At 44.5% G+C, this 19,978-nt stretch carries 18 protein-coding genes; 12 read left to right on the plus strand and 6 right to left on the minus strand.

Features of this window, described 5'->3' with window-relative positions:
* The first annotated feature begins 209 nt into the window (after positions 1–209).
* Positions 210–1,382, plus strand: a complete 1,173-nt coding sequence (locus QP794_RS27365) for a DUF4317 domain-containing protein (protein WP_285079894.1) — start codon at positions 210–212, stop codon at positions 1,380–1,382.
* A 269-nt stretch (positions 1,383–1,651) separates the two neighbouring features.
* Here QP794_RS27365 and QP794_RS27370 read toward each other — a convergent pair whose 3' ends face one another.
* Entirely contained in the window at positions 1,652–2,596 is a 945-nt protein-coding gene (locus QP794_RS27370) for an AraC family transcriptional regulator (protein ID WP_285079895.1), read from the minus strand.
* A 171-nt stretch (positions 2,597–2,767) separates the two neighbouring features.
* On the opposite strand from QP794_RS27370, the gene QP794_RS27375 reads away from it, so the two are divergent.
* The 3 genes from QP794_RS27375 (at position 2,768) to QP794_RS27385 (ending at position 7,128) form a co-directional block, all read left to right on the plus strand.
* Positions 2,768–3,787: a glycoside hydrolase family 88/105 protein gene (locus QP794_RS27375; protein ID WP_285079896.1), complete on the plus strand. Its 1,020-nt coding sequence runs from the start codon at positions 2,768–2,770 to the stop codon at positions 3,785–3,787.
* 13 nt (positions 3,788–3,800) lie between these two features.
* Complete coding sequence (gene gnpA / locus QP794_RS27380) at positions 3,801–5,981, plus strand: 1,3-beta-galactosyl-N-acetylhexosamine phosphorylase (protein ID WP_285079897.1); 2,181 nt, start codon at positions 3,801–3,803, stop codon at positions 5,979–5,981.
* A gap of 316 nt (positions 5,982–6,297) precedes the next feature.
* On the plus strand, positions 6,298–7,128 hold the full coding sequence (locus tag QP794_RS27385; protein WP_285079899.1) for a GNAT family N-acetyltransferase: 831 nt from the start codon (positions 6,298–6,300) through the stop codon (positions 7,126–7,128).
* A 274-nt stretch (positions 7,129–7,402) separates the two neighbouring features.
* On the opposite strand, the gene QP794_RS27390 is transcribed toward QP794_RS27385, so the two are convergent.
* On the minus strand, positions 7,403–8,743 hold the full coding sequence (locus QP794_RS27390; RefSeq protein ID WP_285079900.1) for a lytic polysaccharide monooxygenase: 1,341 nt from the start codon (positions 8,741–8,743) through the stop codon (positions 7,403–7,405).
* A gap of 370 nt (positions 8,744–9,113) precedes the next feature.
* Between QP794_RS27390 and QP794_RS27395 the strand changes: the two genes are divergently transcribed.
* Entirely contained in the window at positions 9,114–9,314 is a 201-nt protein-coding gene (locus QP794_RS27395; protein WP_285079901.1) for a hypothetical protein, read from the plus strand.
* Between the two features lie 474 nt (positions 9,315–9,788).
* Positions 9,789–10,121, plus strand: a complete 333-nt coding sequence (locus QP794_RS27400) for a hypothetical protein (RefSeq protein WP_285079902.1) — start codon at positions 9,789–9,791, stop codon at positions 10,119–10,121.
* A 19-nt stretch (positions 10,122–10,140) separates the two neighbouring features.
* Here QP794_RS27400 and QP794_RS27405 read toward each other — a convergent pair whose 3' ends face one another.
* Entirely contained in the window at positions 10,141–10,425 is a 285-nt protein-coding gene (locus QP794_RS27405; RefSeq protein WP_285079903.1) for a hypothetical protein, read from the minus strand.
* Positions 10,426–10,600: 175 nt separating this feature from the next.
* On the opposite strand from QP794_RS27405, the gene QP794_RS27410 reads away from it, so the two are divergent.
* From QP794_RS27410 to QP794_RS27420, 3 genes are all read left to right on the plus strand, one after another.
* On the plus strand, positions 10,601–10,930 hold the full coding sequence (locus tag QP794_RS27410) for an ArsR/SmtB family transcription factor (RefSeq protein WP_285079904.1): 330 nt from the start codon (positions 10,601–10,603) through the stop codon (positions 10,928–10,930).
* A 169-nt stretch (positions 10,931–11,099) separates the two neighbouring features.
* Positions 11,100–12,875, plus strand: coding sequence for a SulP family inorganic anion transporter (locus tag QP794_RS27415; protein ID WP_285079905.1), 1,776 nt, complete (start codon positions 11,100–11,102; stop codon positions 12,873–12,875).
* A 165-nt stretch (positions 12,876–13,040) separates the two neighbouring features.
* Positions 13,041–14,033, plus strand: a complete 993-nt coding sequence (locus QP794_RS27420; RefSeq protein ID WP_285079906.1) for a phosphotransferase — start codon at positions 13,041–13,043, stop codon at positions 14,031–14,033.
* A gap of 89 nt (positions 14,034–14,122) precedes the next feature.
* On the opposite strand, the gene QP794_RS27425 is transcribed toward QP794_RS27420, so the two are convergent.
* From QP794_RS27425 to QP794_RS33245, 3 genes are all read right to left on the minus strand, one after another.
* On the minus strand, positions 14,123–14,347 hold the full coding sequence (locus QP794_RS27425) for a DUF4003 family protein (protein ID WP_285079907.1): 225 nt from the start codon (positions 14,345–14,347) through the stop codon (positions 14,123–14,125).
* Positions 14,348–15,112, minus strand: coding sequence for a DUF4003 family protein (locus QP794_RS27430; RefSeq protein WP_285079908.1), 765 nt, complete (start codon positions 15,110–15,112; stop codon positions 14,348–14,350).
* Between the two features lie 259 nt (positions 15,113–15,371).
* The gene (locus QP794_RS33245; protein WP_350338900.1) at positions 15,372–15,743 is read right to left on the minus strand and encodes a DUF6713 family protein; all 372 of its coding nucleotides are present in this window, start codon (positions 15,741–15,743) and stop codon (positions 15,372–15,374) included.
* Positions 15,744–15,905: 162 nt separating this feature from the next.
* On the opposite strand from QP794_RS33245, the gene QP794_RS27440 reads away from it, so the two are divergent.
* The 3 genes from QP794_RS27440 to QP794_RS27450 are packed head-to-tail and all read left to right on the plus strand — an operon-like array spanning position 15,906 to position 19,958.
* On the plus strand, positions 15,906–17,879 hold the full coding sequence (locus tag QP794_RS27440; protein ID WP_285079909.1) for a serine hydrolase domain-containing protein: 1,974 nt from the start codon (positions 15,906–15,908) through the stop codon (positions 17,877–17,879).
* A 55-nt stretch (positions 17,880–17,934) separates the two neighbouring features.
* A complete protein-coding gene (locus QP794_RS27445) occupies positions 17,935–18,609 on the plus strand; it encodes a response regulator transcription factor (RefSeq protein ID WP_053779283.1) in 675 nt (224 codons plus the stop codon).
* Complete coding sequence (locus tag QP794_RS27450; RefSeq protein ID WP_285079910.1) at positions 18,606–19,958, plus strand: sensor histidine kinase; 1,353 nt, start codon at positions 18,606–18,608, stop codon at positions 19,956–19,958. Before QP794_RS27445 ends, QP794_RS27450 begins: the two co-directional genes overlap by 4 nt.
* Positions 19,959–19,978: the final 20 nt, after the last annotated feature.

Here is a 19,978-nt window from a genome sequence, read left to right on the forward strand (position 1 = left end):
GAAACGAAAACAGACGCACGGGAATCATTCCTGATGCGTCTTTCTGTTTAGTTACCGCAGATGACATATTACGATAACAGCGATCGGAAGGTTGTTCTGTCATCGGAGTGCCAGTTGAAATATTCTTTTAGTTGAACTTATATAGCGAAGGTTTTTTATATCGTTTATACTTGTAAGGCCAATTTACTTGAGGAGTTGTCTAACGAATCATGAATAAAAAAGAAGTCGCGCATATCCGCAAACAGTTTAAAATGGATCATGATCTAATGAATATTTACGATATTCTCAACGTGTATATTACGAAAGAAACGAACGAGATCTATCATTGGGAGCGCCATCCGTTTGAGCTGGTAGACAGAGAGAAGCAGGAGCTGTACATGGGCAATTTCAAAAAATTGCTGACGGGTGAGCTGGATCAGAAATTGTTTGAGTTGAAGTTTCAGGAGCAGGCGGAAGAGCCGGCTCAGGTGATGCTTCACCAAGCATTGGTCACAGGAGATCCGGAAGAATGGCAGGACCTGATGCTCCTGTTGGTGGAACGAATGATGGCAGATGCCAAGTATGAACGGGATATGGTGATCACGTTCGTGCGTGGACAGTATTACTTGCCGACCAAGGCCCGTAACGATGAAGCAGAAGAAAGCGAGAAGAACGAAGTATTCGCACATCCGTTCATCCTGTGCAGCGTGAATTCCACGGAGAAGCAGCGGAAAACACTCTTGTTTGATTATGTGGAGAGAGAATTTAAGTACAACGTGATTGTCGATCCGGTTGTCAAATTAAGCACACCAGAGCAGGGTTTCCTGTACCCGAGTGTGACGGACAACTATTCCGATGTTAATCGTATTTTGTATTGTACAGGGAAATCGAATTTCCCGGATCCGCATTTTGTTGAAAATGTATTGAATGGAGAAAGATCCGTGACAGCGCTGGAGGAACGGGCAATCTTCGAAGATATCGTGAAGGAAGTAGCCGGTGAACAGCTCGACTCAGCCACAATTGCACATGTGTACGAGGAGATCAACCGGGTCATCGAAATTAACGAAGAGTCACATGAGGAAGAACCTCCGAAGCTGGATTATAAAGACCTGGAACGTGTGCTGACAGCAAGCGGTGTAGAGGATCTGACGTCGGAGAAAGTGGAACGTGCATTTGAAACTATCGTCGATAACAAGAATTATGAAATGAAAGCAACCAGTGTGATGCCGAAATTTACGTCCAAGTCCATTAAGATTGAAACCAAGGTTGCTACGATTTCGGTAAGCCCGCAAGACCTGAGGTATGTGAAACAGGTGAATTATCAAGGCAGACGGTGTATCATGATTGAAGTGGACGAAGATGTCGTGATTGAAGGGTTTACGCTCACTACAGAGACACTCTAGACAAAATGTGATCCATACGCGCCACATGAGGATAGCGTGGAACAGCTTTTATTTGGTTTGTTGTGTTATCAATCTAAAATCAAAATGGACGGATGGACGTACGTACCATCTGTCTATATAATAAAAGCCCAAGCCTATGGTGGTCTTGGTCTTACCCCTTTCAAGTAGACAGATGAAAAAGCTATGCTGCCAGTGCGCATCGATATTCAATCGGTGCGCGCTGTTTTTTTATCTATATTGTGAAGAAGATTCGTCATGTGTACATGAATTCATACCCAACCCGTAAACTCCAATATGGATGCTTTCGCGGACTGCACTTCAGACTGTGCGCCTTTGCGCCATTCTTTCGGCGATTTCCCCATAAGCTTGGAAAAGCAGCGATTGAAGCTGGAGATGGACTGAAAACCGACTTGTTCGGAGATCGAAAGAATGGAGGCATCCGTGGTTTTTAATTGCTTGCAGGCTTCTTCAATCCGGGTGCTATTCAGGAAATCCAGAGGTGCAGTTCCCATAATATCATGAAATTTTCTGCGAAAATGAGTAGTGCTTAGGTGGCACAGATCAGCCAGAGAATCGATGGTAATGGGCGACATATAGTTTTTGGTGATATACTCCAGAACTGGAGAAATGACAAAATCACCTTTTAGATTAGGCTGTGTTTCTTGATCTTCAAAGGTTTCACTTTGGGAATGGATTCGCAGAAGTTCGATATAAAGGGATAACAATAAGCCATAGGCACTTTCCTGATACAAAGGTTTCTTCTGCTTCAATTCCTCTACGACCGATGTCGCAAGGGTATAAATCCTCGGATGTTCCTCCCTGTTTAAAATGCAGTTCAGTCCCTTAATTGCCCACAAATTGGGTTCGAAGTTACTGCAGGCATTGCTCTTAAACGAATGTTGAAAGAGATCCTCTGGCGAGAAAAAGAGATAAGACCAAAGACTGGCTTCGTTGGGTGAACTATATGTTGTATGAGGAAGATATCTAGGGATAAAGGTCACATCACCGGCTTTAAAAGGTACAGATTCACCTTTGATCTCCATAATGCCGCTATCTGAATGGCAAATGCCAATCTCCAGATGGTTATGGAAATGGAGATGTTCACTTTTGATATCGGAGATCTTCCAGCGTTCACCGCTTAACAGCAGAATAGGAAAGTGGATCGGCAAGCTGTAGTGGCGATATTCAATAATGGGCTGCTTTTTTCTGGGCACATTCGATAACTCCCATTCATAAATGATTGAAATTGCGCAGTTTTGTTGCGAATATGCTTAGATTGACACTATTTTACTGCGTACAATGGAAAAAGTAAAGCGTTTTCAAACCGAAGACGGACAGCTCTCAAGCGCATTTGGGGGCGTGTGCGCTATGAGAGGGGAATCACTATGCTGCAAGTGAAATATGACAGGGAAGAAATTTTAAACGTAATTGATAACGTTACCCAAAAAACACTGGCCATGGATTTGACGTGGGATTGGCCTTGCGGTGTGGCGTACTATGGTGTAACCAGAGCTTATCAAACGACAGGCAATCAGGAATATTTGGACAGGCTTGTCCAATGGGCGGATGAATACATTGAGCTAGGCTTACCGGACTGGACAGTAAATACATGTGCGATGGGCCATATGCTGATTACTTTATATGAAGAAACAGGGAACCAGAAATATTGGGATATTGTAATGAGCAAGGTGGATTATCTTCAAAATCATGCACTTCGATTCGGAGATAACGTGCTGCAGCATACCGTGTCTATTTCCAATGATTTTCCCGAGCAGGCATGGGCGGATACCTTGTTTATGGCGGCATTTTTCCTGCTCCGTGTAGGAAGCAAAATAAAGGATCAGGAAATGATCCAGGATGCTCTGAATCAATATTACTGGCATATCAAATACCTGCAGGATCCAAGCAGCGGTTTTTGGTACCACGGCTACAATAACGTCAACAAGGACCACATGTCCGGATTATATTGGGGAAGAGCGAACGCTTGGGGCGCCTACACCATGTCACAAGTAAAACCACAATTGAAGGACTGGTATCTATATCCACAGTGCATGGACGTGGAATGTTCACTGCGGGATCAACTGGCGGCTCTAAAGCTCGTCCAGACCGAGAATGGCTTGTGGCGTACGGTTTTGGATGACGAAGATTCTTATGAAGAGGTGTCTGCTTCCGCTGGTATTGCAGCAGCCATGATCAATAACGGCAATCCATTGCATACCAAATATGTGCAAAAGGCACTGGAAGGTATCCTGAACAACATTAGTGAAGATGGACGCGTGCTTGGTGTATCGGGCGGTACAGCGGTGATGAAGGATCGGGAGGGGTATCGCAATATTCCAAAAGACTGGATTCAGGGCTGGGGTCAGGGCTTGGCATTAGCTTTTCTATCCGACATGTTGAAATAGGGAGGGAACCACGTTGTCCAAACCAACAAAAGGCTCCTTTACTTTACCTGGGGAATCCGGTTATGAGGCACTGACTTTGGAACTTGCCGAACGGTGGGGAGCCGATGTCATTCGTGACAGTGACGGCACGCAGTTGTCCGATGAGATTATTAACGCTGGGTATGGCATTTATTCGACCATCTGTATCATTCGGGATCATAACGAGTGGGCATCCCGAAATCAAGATAAGCTGCAGCAGTGTTTTCTAATTACGAATCCGAAGGTAGCTGTACAAGATTATGTATCGTTCTATCTGCTGGAGGATTTTTTTGCTGAACAATTCAAAGTGAATGATTCCAAAGAGGCGTTTAAATATTGGCAGGTCTTTGACCGGACAACCGGGGAGGAAGTGCCAAGAGGGCAGTGGAATTATGAAAGGGAATCCGGCCATGTTGTCATTACTGGTATCGTCCCTTGGCATAAATACACCGTAAGCTTCATGGCCTATCGGATTTGGGAAGAGATTTCGATGTATAATCACACCACGAACCATTGGGACAAAGAGCACTTGATGCAAATTGATCCGATCTATCCGGAAACGCAGGGATATCTGCTGAACTGGATGGAGAACTGGTGTCAGGAGCATCAGGAAACAACGGTGGTCCGGTTCACCTCATTATTTTATAATTTCGCCTGGATCTGGGGCAGCGACGAGCGTAATCGCCATCTGTTTTCAGACTGGGGTTCATATGATTTTACGGTAAGTTCAAGAGCGCTCGATCTGTTCGCCAAAAAATATGGATATTCACTCACTGCGGAGGATTTTGTGAATGGCGGAAAATATCAGGTAAGTCATATCCCGGCTGAGCAGCGTAAGCTGGACTGGATGGCATTTATCAATGATTTCGTCATCGAATTTGGGAAGAAGTTAATTGATATCGTGCATAACCACGGCAAGCTGGCGTATGTCTTCTATGATGACAGCTGGGTTGGTATGGAGCCTTACAATGACCGCTTTCATGAGTTTGGATTCGACGGCATGATTAAATGTGTGTTCTCCGGTTACGAGGCAAGGATGTGTTCGGGCATCAAGGTCGACACCCATGAGATAAGACTGCATCCATACTTATTCCCGGTGGGTTTAGGAGGACTTCCTACCTTTAAGGAGGGGGGAGATCCCACGCTGGATGCCAAAAAGTACTGGATCAATATAAGGCGCGCTTTGCTCAGAGAGCCGATGGACCGGATTGGATTGGGTGGATATCTGCATCTGGTTGAACCTTACCCTGATTTTGTTGATTACATCGAGAAAATTACCAACGAGTTCAGGGAAATGAAAGTGCTGCATCTTGAGGGCAAGCCCTATCAGATGAAGACGAAGGTAGCAGTTCTGCATAGCTGGGGTAAATTAAGATCGTGGACCTTGTCCGGCCATTTCCATGAAACGTATATGCATGACTTGATTCATATTAATGAAGCCTTGTCTGGCTTACCGGTTGATGTGCAGTTCATTGATTTTGAAGATATCCGTAAGGGCGCATTGCAACATATTGACGTCGTCATTAATGCTGGATCTGCTGGTTCGGCCTGGAGCGGCGGAGCGCATTGGAATGACCACCAGTGCGTGGACCTGCTGACCAAATGGGTATATGAAGGCGGTACCTTTATTGGCATCAACCAGCCATCGGCGGTAGAAGGGTATGACAGCTTTTTCAGGATGGCACATGTTCTTGGGGTGGATGAGGATACAGGCGCCAGGGTGGTTCATGGAAAATGGACGCATGAGGCTTGTGATGAGCATGGTTTGGTGCCTGAAGGGGCCAGCATAACGCCTAAGAAAAACATTGCTCTTACCGATGGAACAGCTGCTGTAGTGGATGAAACGGATGGTATGATCACACTGTCTACACTTGACTTCAGTAAAGGAAAAGGGATCTACCTGCCTTCCTTCGAATTTAGCTGGGAGAACACCAGGTTGCTATTGAATCTGATTCGCTTTGCCGGCAATGAATTCCATGAATCGAGGTACATTACAGATAACTTGTATACCGAGTGTGCGTATTATCCAGAAAGCAAAATATTGGTCGTCATTAACAACAGTGACCAAGTTCAAACCGCAACGATCGATACCGAGTATGGAAAACAAACCGTGGAATTAGATCCGTATGACACCAAGATAACCGAAATTGGTTTAACAAAATCGGTATCCTCTTAGAATAATGAATCAATAGACCGTATTCCTTAACCAGGGAGCGGTCTATTTTAGTTAAAAGGAATTTTACTCATGAACATTTTATAAAGCAAACCATTTGAACATTTTCCACTAACTGAATAATCTGATCGAAATCACGATTTTATTTCTAACTTTTGCTCGGTTGTTCTTATTCTATGACGTTTATAGTGCGGATCTTACTGTATAGTGTTAACATTATTTAGTAGGATATTTAAATAAGGGCAGGAGATCATGATCCCTAATATGTTATTGCTTTCATCTTTTCAAAGGAGAGAATGTCCTAATGTACACTTATAAAATGTTGGACAAGATAAGCATGGAAACACTTCACCAAGTGTTTGTGGATGCGTTTTCCGATTACCAGGTTAAAATGGATTTGCCTTTTTGGAAGTTTCAACAAATGCTCCAACGAAGAGGTTATCATCCCGGAATATCTATGGGGGCCTTTAAGGATGAGAGAATGGTCGGATTTGTTATCAATGGACTTCGAAACTGGAATGGAAAGGCGACTGCATACGACATGGGGACAGGTGTTGTAAAAGAATACAGACGGCAGGGCATAACAAGTGATCTGCTCTTGAATATAAAAATGCTGCTAAAAGAAAAAAATGTAGAGCAATATTTGTTGGAAGTCATCCAATCCAACGAATCTGCAGTTCAGCTTTACAGTAAACAAAACATGAAAATTCAAAGGGAATTTTCATGTTTTCAGTTGCAAAAAGATAAATTCATACCGCAAACGACCTGCACGGTGGAATGTGTGGAGAGAGTCGATCTGGAGCAGTTCAAGGAATTTTGGGATGTGGAGCCCTCCTGGCAAAATTCAATTGATTCCATCTACGCTGTGCCGGAAGCTTTTATCTATGTGGTTGCACGACAGGATCATAGCATTGTTGGCTATGGCATTATAGATAAAAAAACAGGTGATATTCCACAGCTCGGAGTAAGCCAAAATTACCGGGGCAAAGGTATTGCAAGCAGCATCCTGACAGAGATGGTCCAACGCACAGAATCTCCTGGAATCAGTGTCCTCAATGTGGAATCTCATCTGAAACCAATGGAAGATTTCCTGGTCAAATCAGGCTTTGCGTATCATGTTGGCCAGTATGAAATGCTCTTGGAATTATAACGTGATCGCCATTTCAGCGTTAAGTCAGTCAGTCGTTCATGGAAATGGACGTATGTGGTTAGCGATGAGGCCATATGATACCAGGATTGCCCATATTGGCTTGATAAATTCGGTATGGGAACGTAAAAAGTAAGTAATAAGACGTTTCGGGAATCCTTCCGGAAGCGTCTTATTTTGCATGGTGTAAAAAAAGCCGATCCCATGAAATGGACCGGCGTGGCTGTAAATCTGGATCTGTATGGAATCCTTTATATCTAATCCTCAGTCAATCCCGTTATTGCAATTGCCAGAGGGTTGGTGTTGCCGAAGGGATCCAATCCACTTGAGACTTATGTGTAAGGAGGCATTTATACGTCAAACCATTGTAGCTGACGATGGTACCCACTGTGTACTGGGTATTGGTTGCCCATGCAGGTGCAGTTGAAGCTGCGGCTGTTTTACCGCTGACCGTGCTTGCAGCTGATTGGTTGCCTGCCGCGTCAACAGCATAAACCGAAAAGTTGTAGGTCGTGTTCGCTTCAAGATTGGTTACTGTATAGGAAGTTGCCGTCCCGGATGTCGTTGTAACTAAAGTAGAGCCGTTGTAAATTTTATACCCTGTCACTGCTACATTATCCGTGGATGCCGTCCACATCAGCTGGATGCTGGATGCGGTCGGTGTTCCCATCACATGCAGCCCGCCTGGAGATGTCGGTGCGGTAGTGTCATTAGCAGGAGGCGCAGTTGTGGTAACGCTTACAGAATTACTGGCTGCAGATTCGTTGCCTGCTGCGTCGACTGCTTTGACAGTGAAGGTGTAGGCTGTATTTGCTGTCAGCCCCGTTACTGTATAACTTGTAGTTGTGCCGGACACATTCCCTACCAAGGTAGTCCCATTGTAAATTTTATACCCTGTTACCCCTACATTATCTGTGGAAGCCTTCCAGGATAAGGATGTGCTCGTAGCTGCAATTGCAGTCGACACAAGGGAAGCTGGAGGTGTTGGAGCTACATTATCAACCGGATTCGTCCCGGAGAAGTTCACGTCGATGACATTATAAAAGGCGTTGGGAGTATCCGCAACCTCCCAGACAGCTAGAATCACATGATAACCACTACGTTCGGGTACGTTGCAAGAGTTGGTGTAACTAAACGGAGGTTGCTTTCCGTCATAGGCAACGGAACAGAACGGTGTCAGGTCAAACGAATCACGGGATAGAGGTGCATTCGGATTCCAGTTCGTTTTCGTAATATAATATTTCCAGCTTGCTGTTGAATGGTTAGCTGTTAGCTTCCAAGTAAACGTATTACTGCCACTAGACATATTCACTTTTGACCAACGCGTAGCGGATTGCTCATCGAGCTTAGGGAACACACCGTTAGCGCTTGCAATATGGCCGTCCGTAGGTCCAGCACCAGGGAAGCCCTTAGGCGCTTCAAGACTTTGGGGCTCATACACGATACTGCCGCAATCCTGATTGACTCCCGAAGCACACAGTGCAGCGCGGCTTGCCGGCCCTTCTACGTAGCCATGTGATAACGCCTTTGGACTGTTGAACAGCATGCTTACCGTTGAAAGCACCAGCAGACAGCAAATCAATACTAGCTTGGAAGACGGTAAAATGAATCTGAACATTAGATAGCCTCCTGTATCATTTTTTTATATAAACTCAAGTAAGAGCTTATATCGTAATCAAGGAAGTTCTATACCATATATGGATATTGTTGAATGAAGAAATCGATATACGGGAATTTATAAAGTTATTGTAAAGGACGCACATTCGCTGAACAAGGATAAATTCCAACGATTATCCAGTTATTCCACACTTGGGTAGTACATACAAAAGGCCTTTGCTGAGAGATCATCTCTCCACAAAGGCCTTTATTTCCGACTTGATCGATAAGTGAGGTGCGTATTATACAATGATTTATCTGAAATGACAGAAGGGAATGATTACCTTAAGTAGGGGATTGATGGGGTTAGGAATAACGGGGGTTGGTGGATTATGGCTCAACTGATCAAAAGTAACCTGGGTGAAATGACAGAAGGGCAGATGAGAAGAATATCCAGCCACATCGATGCGAAGAGTCCCCACGAATACATCACCTTGAGTTTGGTGCTTGGATATGCTTTAGAGAAGGCTATTGAAGAACAGAAGAAGGTTCGATTGATATTATATAGATGGATGAGAATTCTAAAAATTTAAAGAAAAGACATGACCTAAGTTTTAGAATGTGTCCGACTGTTGTAACCTATGTAATCGAGGATTACCGCTGTAAGATAAGACTGAGGTCGCAATCAGTTAGTACATCATATCGTAAGCACTTCTAGGACTGACTACGGTGTCATATTTTTAAATCATTATGTTGGACTTCACCATCTCTTCAAAATAAGACCGTTATCGCTTATTCACACCAGCTAATGCAGCTAAGTACATCATCAATTAATATATTCTATTACTCAAAAAGAGACAAACAATAAAGAGAATGGAGGGTAGGGTATCTAAAATAGATGAGCATCAGAAGATAAAGTGTTCTTTTGGCTGTCTTCTTCAGGGGACTATTAGGTCTCCTGCTTGGGAGCAAGCTATAGTCATCATTTTTAAAAAATGACCTAAACAGAAAAAACCTATAGAATGAAGTAAACCAGTTTTTCATTATTTTTGTGAGGTGGTATGTTTATGGAAAAAGTATTGAGTATTGTCGGTGGTCTGATTGGTATTCTTGCTTTTATTTTTGTTAGTATTGATCCTAATTCAAATGGAATTTCAACCGTTATTTTGGTTTTTGGTTTGCTTATTCCATCCTGTGGTGTGATTTATGCTTCTTTAACTCAAAGAATTTTATTATTTATGATTTTTGTGATTTGGTCTTTACCATTAAGCCTTTATATCTCTTCCGGTGAAGGGGTTTTCAAGTATATTTGGATTAATCTTGCTTTATTTTTAGTCAGCTTTGTATTTATGATGATAAAAAAGAGACCAGGTAACTGTAAACTGTACCCTATAGAGTAGACACTTTAAAAAAGTCTCTCTATGGGGTATTTTTGTTGATATATAGAATCATTTTTTGGTCAGCAGACATCTGGTCATTCAAAGTAAACACCTGCATGTCCTCAAAAGTACGTTCGATTACTGAGGAGATTAATTTAACCTTACCCAACCGATAAGGCTTAGTATTCTTAACACCCATGTGCTCCAGATGCTTCAGGGTATTTTCTCGTGTAGATAAATTCTTCTTGGTATCTAAATCTCCAATGTATTTTTCTATTAGATAGCTCTTTATAAAGCGTTTTTTGTTATATTTATTCAAACTCATCTCTACGCCGCCTCTCATCCATAAAGTATGACATCCACAGTATAAAGTCTGAAGTATACTTCAAGGTCAAGACAGGGAAATGACACTTGCTCATCGTGTTGGCTTGCTGCTCTTGTTGACTTATGTGTGATATTATATTCATACATTCAAAAGTTTGAATAAAGGGGCATTACGTATGAATCAAAGCATTCAACAGTTCAAAGCTGATTTTTTCAAAGCACTGGCGCACCCGATGAGGATACAAATTCTGGAGTTGCTTAGTGATGGGGCGAAAAACGTCAATGAGTTGCAAAGTATTCTCGGATCAGAAGGCTCCGCCGTTTCACAACAGTTGGCTGTGTTACGCAGTAAAAACGTTGTCCAGGGAATCAAGGAAGGAACCACGGTTATCTACTCACTTCGTGACCCTCTAATCAAGGACCTGCTGACAGTCACCAAGCAGATTTTTGATAATCATTTGGTCGACGCCATTTCGATGCTTGAAGACATACGAAAAGATACTTAAACACAATAAACAAGGGGAACCGGGAGGCAAGTGCAGGGAACTTCTTGTTTTTTGCGTTATGATCTGGTCGGCAAAAGTGAGCATTACGATTGACAGGGGCCGTCCTTGGGAGTAGTCTTTTTATTATATTCAAATATTCAAATATATAAAGAAAAGAAGGTTGAAATAGATGAAATGGATGGGGAGATTTGCAGGATACAATGCATCCGCTTTTCGCAAGGATTTGTTATCAGGGTTGATTGTGGGCATTATTGCAATTCCGCTGGGAATGGCATTTGCCATCGCTTCCGGAGTTAAGCCGGAGTATGGCTTGTACACGACAATTATTGCAGGGATTCTCATTTCCTTGCTGGGTGGTTCCAAGTTCCAGATTGGCGGGCCGACAGGCGCATTTATTCCGATTCTCTTCGCGATCGTGATGCAGTACGGATATGAAAATTTATTGATTGCCGGGATTATGGCCGGAATAATGCTGGTACTAATGGGGCTGTTGAAGCTCGGTGTGTTAATCAAATTTATACCTCGGCCAGTAACCATTGGTTTTACCGCTGGTATCGCCGTCATTATTTTCAGTGGGCAGATTGCTAACTTTCTGGGACTGAGCGGGATTGAGAAACATGAAGATTTTTGGTCCAACATGATGGAGATTGGGATGCATATCTCAACCGTTAATATATACAGCTTGCTGACAGCAGGCAGTTGTCTGGCTGTAATTCTGCTTGTGCCGAGATTTGCACCAAAGGTGCCTGCATCACTGGTCGGGCTGGTACTATCGACGGTAGTCGCAGCGTTCTTTTTTGAAGGCCAGGTTGCTACGATTGGATCGTCCTTTGGCGCCATACCAAGCTCCTTGCCTCAGTTTCATGTGCCGGTGATCACTTGGGAGCGAATCGTGAACTTGCTACAACCGGCCTTTGTTATCGCCATGTTGGGCGGAATCGAATCGTTGCTGTCTGCTGTTGTTGCCGATGGCATGACTGGAAGTCGTCATAACAGCAATCGGGAGCTGATTGGACAGGGGATTGCTAATATGGTGACACCACTATTTGGGGGTATTCCTGCAACAGGGGCGATTGCGCGTACGGCTACGAATATTAAATCCGGGGCTGTATCACCATTGTCGGGGGTTATTCATGGCGTAGTGGTCCTGCTGGTACTTGTTCTATTCGCACCGTATGCTTCGCATATTCCACTTGCCAGTATGGCTCCAGTCCTGATGATGGTTGCCTGGAATATGAGTGAACGGAGATCGTTCATACATGTGTTAAAAACGAGAACAAGTGATTCGCTCGTGTTACTCATCACCTTTTTGCTAACTGTATTCACAAGTTTAACAACGGCTGTAGAGGTTGGATTGATTCTGGCTGTTCTGTTATTTGTGAAGCGTATGAGTGAGATGTTGAAGGTTGCCAAAGTGCTGCCTGATCCCGATCATAAGCACGAAAAAGTAATGGCTCACATGGTCCATGACGGTCATGACTGTCCTCAAATGAGCATGTATACGATTGAAGGTCCATTATTTTTTGGAGCAGCGGACACGTTTGAGAAATCGGTCATGGATTCAATTCATCGGCGGCCAGGCATTTTACTGTTGCGCATGAGTAAAGTCCCCTTTATCGACACCACAGGTGAATCCAATTTGGCCAGTATATTGAAACATTTTGAGCGATCAAACGGAATAGTTCTATTTTCTGGAATCCAGGCCCAGCCGATGGACATGCTGAAAAGAACGGGTTTGGCTGAACGAATAGCTCCTGACCATATGTTTGAGCATACAGGAGAGGCCATCGATTATGCTTTATTACATCTGGATCATCAGAAATGCTTGGGATGTAAACATTTTGCCTTTCGTGAATGTGCCACATTGTCGAGCGCAGGGGCTCTTCCTGAGCGTAAAGGTGTGCTGGAGCCGGGGATACGAATCAAGGCAAATAGCCCTGTATAATCCGCTGAATAGGGACGGAACGTCAGGGGGAAAGGGACTATTCTTTTAATAAAAATACATTCTGGAAAATAAATGAAAAATATACTATGTTATAGGTTGATAGATGAAAGAATTATTTATTCTGTAACTAGAGTAAAGATCATACCAAACATAAGGAGCATACATATGTTTAATCAACCGACTGCTTTGCGTTCAGTGCTCAACCCTAAATATCTGGAGTTTGCATTGAGGGATCAGTATGATATCGGTACTTGGGAAGAATGTTTGTTTTGGCTGAGGGGGTTAAACGACACCTACCGGGTACGTACATCCACTGGCATGTATATTCTTCGTGTCTACCGTACTGAAATTACGGAAAACGATGTACGTTACGAACTATCCCTGTTATCTCAATTAAAGGGCATTCTAGGTTCAGCAGTACATACCGATATTGGAGAGTACATCGAGAAGAAAGATCGCAGCGGATATACCGTACTGGATGCCGCAGAAGGCAGACGAATGGCCGTAATGTTTCGCTACATCGAGGGGACGGAGAATAATCTTGAGGATGAAGAGTCATGTTACAAATTTGGTCAATCTGCGGCTGAATTGCATAAGGCTATGGATCAGGCGGTTGCAGAGCTGCCACGATATGAGTTGGATACGAAGTTTCTAATTGACGAGCCTCTTGAACGAATCATTAACTACATCGGTGAGAAAAATGAAGCATCATCATTTCTACATACGTTTGCCAGAGAGTTAAAAGAACGCATCGTCGTCGCTACCAAACAAGGTCTGGATACAGGGCTGTGTCATGGTGATATGCATGGAAACAATAACGCTTTTCAACAGGACAGTCAGTTTATCCATTATGACTTTGAGTGGGCAGCTAAAGGCTGGCGTGCCTACGACCTGGCACAGGTGAAGGCTCGGAAGAGACAGTCTGGTGAGCAGAGAGAAGTATTATGGAATGCGCTCTTGAAGGGCTATCGTTCCATTCGAAGCTTCTCTACACAAGATGAAAAGGCCGTAGATCTATTCATTATCGTTCGCAGATTTTGGGTTATGGGTCTGGATGTTGCTTTTATTGAGAGTGATATGGGAGCACTGGATTATGGTTCGGATTGGCTGAATAGTTTCATTGAGGAGTTTCGTGGCACGGGTATCGTGGGGGAGTAGTAACTAACAGCAACGCTGTATTCAAATGAAGAAGGCCTTCTGGAGGGTACCAGAGGGCCTTTTTATTTTGTATGAATACTTCAAGACCTCTAGCTCGATGAGGACGAAGCAACGACGGCAGCGGATGTTGCAGCAGCGGCCATGGCCGCCTGTTGGGCAATGATAATGTTGGTGATGCTAGCGGAGATAGCTGTGGTCAGAACGCCGTTTCGCAGATCCTCCACATATTGCACTGCCACCAGCGAAGACGAGAGCAGCAGCAATTCCTGTTTGTTAATCGACCAGGCACCAAAGCCTTTCTGTGTACGCAACAATTAATACGTTTCCTCAACTTGTGATACTAGCGTATCTCGGTCAGCAGGCAGCAGGGAGAGTATCCCCAGGGAGGGCAGAGTGTACATTTTGTCCATTCGTATATCTCGCCTGCGGAATGCTTCGTTTAATGCGAGTACACGAGCGCCCGCGTCCGGATTGTCATCTCCTAAGACCAGCACCTGCGTTAATGCCTGCACGCTATTCCCCGGCGAGAACTCAGGTTTGAGTTCAGTATAGAGGTGCTCCATACGAGTTACACCGGATTCCACGTTAAGATCGGAAAGGGCCAGCATGGCAGCGAAAATATAATCGTCCTGTCCAGTAAGAAAGCGGTGCTGGGCTTTCATGTGATCGTAAAATGTTTTGGTTCGTTCCACCCTATGCTCGAACTGGTCCGGCTTCGCGTGAGCCGCAATCTGATAGGCCGCAATGACCAGATAATCAGATGTGCGAAATTTATTCTTTTTCATCAGATCATAGATCAGAAGGGTATCTGCCAGTTTTGTTTCCTGTTCTGTCGTAAGCGAGAGCATGGTGGCGATGCTAATCGCCGAATTTCCCCGAAAGACCGAAAAGAGATTCGTGTTTTGCTTGATCAATTCATGGCTTTGACGGATGGCATCACCATCGGCTTGTTTATTTTCCGCTGCATATAGCAGGGCCGCCAGACGGTGCATCATCACATTTTGCCACTTGAATGATTTTTTGATGATCTGATTGTTGGAAACGAATAGTTCGACTCGTGCTGCATGTTGCTCTTGCATAAGCAAACCTCCCGAATGATTGAACCTTTTTTCCCCAGTCTACTATAAATGCATATGCTTACACAGCGCTTAATTTGGTGTACCTCACCGAGTTTAACGGGACTATTTCAAAATGTTCTGCGCACCATCGTCCAGAGGCCATCTGTTCTTTAAAAATGGCATCCCCTAGAAGTTTATGGATTTCCTCGCAGGCAGCGAATGCCGTGATTTTCACGGCGGTCATAAAATTTCTTATTTCTTGATATACAATCTGATGCAATTACATTAATAAAGCTAACAAATGAATGGCCCCTATTATCCCCATGGGGTAAATAAATGATCTGGAATATGTATTCTTAAATTCATTACGAGGGTGCTTCTCGAAAAATAGGTGCAGTACCGCATGAATGATGAAAAATATATCCAGTACCCAGAACGTAATCGTCTGGTAAGAGCTGAAAAGCAGGGCGAGGACGACGGTGTAAAGTGGCAGGTGAACGAATGTGAAGAATTTATAGGCCTTCTCATCTTCCATGTCTTTCAGCACGATAAACAATTTCCATTCGGATCGTCTAATGGCATCCATTTCGTGCAGAAGAAATAAAGATAAATTAAACAAAAATAAGACTAGTAACAAGTCTGGCATTCCCATTCTCCTTTTCTAATTCAATCTTCCTCTATCTTACTGAAGCTAATCCTCTTTGGCAAAGAATTACAAAAAGGTTCACGCTCCGTTCATACGTTCTTGATATGCTCTCGAAAGAAAGCAAGAGGAAACGTTATTAAAAAATATGCGGAGTGGTGGAGGTTGATTATGTCATCGTCGATAAGGAAGATTTTTGGCAAAATAATGGTACTGGTGTTGTTATGCATTACATTAGGAACAATGGGGTTAGGGACAATGTCACCCGTAGCGGTTGCGGTATCTGCTCCCGGATTGAATTCCGGTAAATTGGATCAGAGAGCTGGTGCGAACCTGGATGACAAAGATCAGCTAACAGCGTTCATTGATGGAATGATGGATGTACAAATGAACTCCTTACAAATTCCGGGCGCAGTCATTTCGATTGTAAAGGATGGAAAGATTCTGCTCTCCAAAGGGTACGGACATTCCGACATCGGAAAAAATAAACCCGTTGATCCTCAAACCAGCTTGTTTCGTATCGCTTCGACAACAAAGTTGTTCACATGGACCGCTGTGATGCAATTGGTCGAGGAGGGAAAGCTTGATCTCGATACAGACGTCAACACCTATCTAAAAACGGTGAAAATACCGAAAACCTATGCGGAGCCGATTACGTTACGCCATCTCATGACCCATACCGCAGGCTTCGAGGAAGGCGGTGTAGGTTATCAGATCACTACCGATCCGGAGAAACTCCCCGTCTCTATTGCTGAAACCATGGCGAAGCATATGCCTGCACGGGTTAAGCCTCCAGGCGAGATGCTGGCGTATTCCAATTATGGTGCCTCACTCGCGGGACTTATCGTCGAAGAAGTCAGTGGTGTCGCCTATAATGACTATATACAGAAAAATATATTTGATCCGCTGGGCATGAATTATGCTACGGTAGAGGAGCCTGTTCCAGCGTCTTTGGAGCCTTATGCGGTGCTAGGATACGCCCGAGCCAATGGCGAGTTTATAACTAAGCGGCCAACGTTTGAGGGAGGCTTCCGGCCTGCGGGATCAGGTAGTGTCTCGGCGAACGATATGACTCATTTCATGATTGCTCATTTACAGGACGGGCGATATGAGGATAAGCAAATTCTCAAGCCGGAAACCGCCAGGCTTATGCATTCCCCGGCATTCCAGTTTGACGAACGTTTACCCGCCATGGATCTGGGCTTTTACGAGTTGAATATGAATGGATTGCGTGTGATCTCTCATGCAGGGGCCGACGAGCTGTTTAATACAGATCTTTATCTTGTACCGGACAAACAAATGGGTATTTTTGTTTCCTATAGTGGAGGGGAAGGTGGAACGGCAGCGGGAGGGTTGGCGCAAGCCTTTTTTGATCGTTACTATCCTGCCCAGACGGCTAAGCAGCCTGCTGCAACCTCTATTGAATTGGGGGAGCCTCTGGAGAAATATGCAGGTTCCTATCAATTTACACGTCGTAATCACACGAAGATCGATACGTTTTTCAGTTTTCTGACTCAGATCAATATTGAGGTTTCGGATAACCGGCTCTTTATTGGAAGTGGTGCAGATCAGCAGGTATACACTCCGATTGGCGTGAATTTATTTCAGGAGGTCGGAGGCACACATCAGATGGGGTTCCGCACCGATGCAGAGGGCAAGGTCACGTATCTGTTTCTGGATATGTTGAATCCAATGCCTCTGGAACCTGCCCCATTGATGAATCAATCGAAGTTCTGGCTCCCATTGCTCGGTATTTCGGCCGTTCTGTTCTTCACCGTATTGCTGGGAGCGATTTATCACAGACGCGAAAACAAAGAGATGCCAAGGGTGCAGAAATGGGGAGTCCGGATGTCGGCAGCTACTTCTGTGTGGTCATTGGTGACCTTGGGCGCAACACTTCTGGTGATGAACATGGATCTGATCGATCGACTCAGCCACATTCCACTATCTTTGCGTCTTTATCTGTTCATGCCTCTTATTCTGGTGGGATGGAGTGTGGCGCTTGTAACAATGAACATTCTGGCATGGAAGAACAGCTATTGGACGTTACCGAAGCGTGCGAACTATACTCTCGTATCCCTAGCAGCAGTAACCTTGTGTTTATTTTTCTATCATTGGAATCTGTTAGGCTGGCATTTTGGTTGAACCCTCCACCCAGTGTGGAAGAGGAGAAGAAAGATATTGGAGGCCTGCATTTTATATGACCCAAATCCTTGTCGTGGATGACGATGTGCATATTCGGGAGCTAATTACCTTGTTTTTGCGGAATGAGGGATTTGAGATCGTGGTGGCTAAAGACGGTGCGGAAGCACTGGAGATTGTTGAGAAATCCCAAATTGATCTGGTCATTCTCGATATTATGATGCCACGATTGGATGGTTGGGAACTATGCAGGGAGATCCGGCGCATGGATCTGAATATGCCGCTCTTAATGGTTACAGTGAAGGGGGAGTCGGCTCAGAAAGTGAAGGGTTTCCAGCTTGGGACGGACGATTATTTGACGAAGCCCTTTGATCCGCTGGAGCTTGTGATGAGAGTCAAAGCCTTGCTGAAAAGGTATCTGATTGTCTCCTCCCAAACCATACAGCTAGGTGGCATTGTGCTAAATCGCCGCAGTTTTCAAGTGATCCGGGGAGAGGACACGCTCAATCTGCCTTTAAAGGAATTCGAATTGCTGTTCATGCTGGCGAACCAGCCAGGGCAGATTTTTACCCGGGAACAGTTAATTACGAAGATCTGGGGGAGCGATTATGAAGGGGATGACCGGACGGTTGATGTTCACATTAAGCGATTAAGGGAAAAATTCGCTGGCGATGCACACCATTTTCAAATTGAAACAGCCCGCAGTCTGGGTTACCGGTTAGTCATCACATGATCAAAACCTTATATGTTCGGATTATTTGCACGTTTTTGGTCGTCATCATCTTCAGCCTGCTGACCTCTTTCTTCCTGGGGCTCTTCCTGTTCAAAAAAGAAGTTAATCATATCGGACAGAACGATATGATTGCAGCAGGGGAGGAGATGATACATCTCTATGAGCAAACGCAACCTGAGGACAGGGATGCTTTCATCAAAAGTATGGTGAAGGTATCCACCTATCCCATTCATCTATATGACGCTTCCGGCAACGCAACGTACTATGATCTGGACAATACGGATACGGTTCATATTGCACCAGAGGTGGTTCAAATGGTGCTGCAGGGCCATGTCTATCGATCTCCGGCTGAGGTGGATCAGACCTTTATCGGCATTCCTTTTCCATTCCAGGGGGAGTCACACGCCGTGTTTATGCAATATTCCCCGCAGAACGAAAATATCATTAATCGGATGGTCTTCCTGATATTATTACTCGCACTGTTGATCGGAAGCCTCTGTATTCTTATTGCTGCAAGGTACTTGGTGAAACCGATCCAGGTATTGACACGGGCAACCAAGCGGCTGGCGAAGGGTGATTTTGACGTGGAAATCCAAACGAAACGTGTGGATGAAATAGGAGCTTTGACGCACAGTTTTAATGAAATGGCGAGTGAGCTTAAACAGCTGGAACAGATGAGACAGGATTTTGTTTCCAGTGTATCTCATGAAATTCAAACCCCGCTCACATCCATTTCCGGTTTTGCCATGGCGATGAAAAACAGTAGCCTGGTCGCGGAGGCTGACCGTAATTATTACCTCGATATTATCATTACGGAGAGTGGACGGCTATCCAGACTTAGCGACAATCTGCTGGAGCTTGCATCGCTGGACTCGGATCATCATCCATTCGAAGCCACCACGTATCATCTTGATGAGCAGATTCGGCAAATTATCGTGACCTGCGAGCCGCAGTGGTCCGCCAAAAATATTCAGGTTCATCTGGAACTTACAGATACGATTCAAGTTACAGCGGATCGGGACCAGCTAAACCAGGTTTGGATGAATCTGCTGGGGAACAGCATGAAGTTTACGCCTGCAGGTGGGCATATTCATATACGCACGGACCAGTTAACGAATGAAATTCTCTTCACCATTACGGATACGGGCATTGGAATAGCGCAAGAGCAGCTGGATTATGTGTTTGATCGATTTTATAAAACAGACCTATCGCGAAACCGCAGCATTAGCGGTAATGGTCTGGGTCTTGCGATCGTCAAGAAAATAGTGACACTGCATCAGGGAAATGTCGAAATCAATAGTCAGGTGGGTGAAGGTACGACGGTGATGGTTCATCTGCCTTCAGGATAAAAGTAAGAAAAATTCAGGGC

The organism is Paenibacillus sp. UMB7766-LJ446, assembly GCF_030226665.1.
Classification (GTDB): domain Bacteria; phylum Bacillota; class Bacilli; order Paenibacillales; family Paenibacillaceae; genus Paenibacillus; species Paenibacillus vandeheii.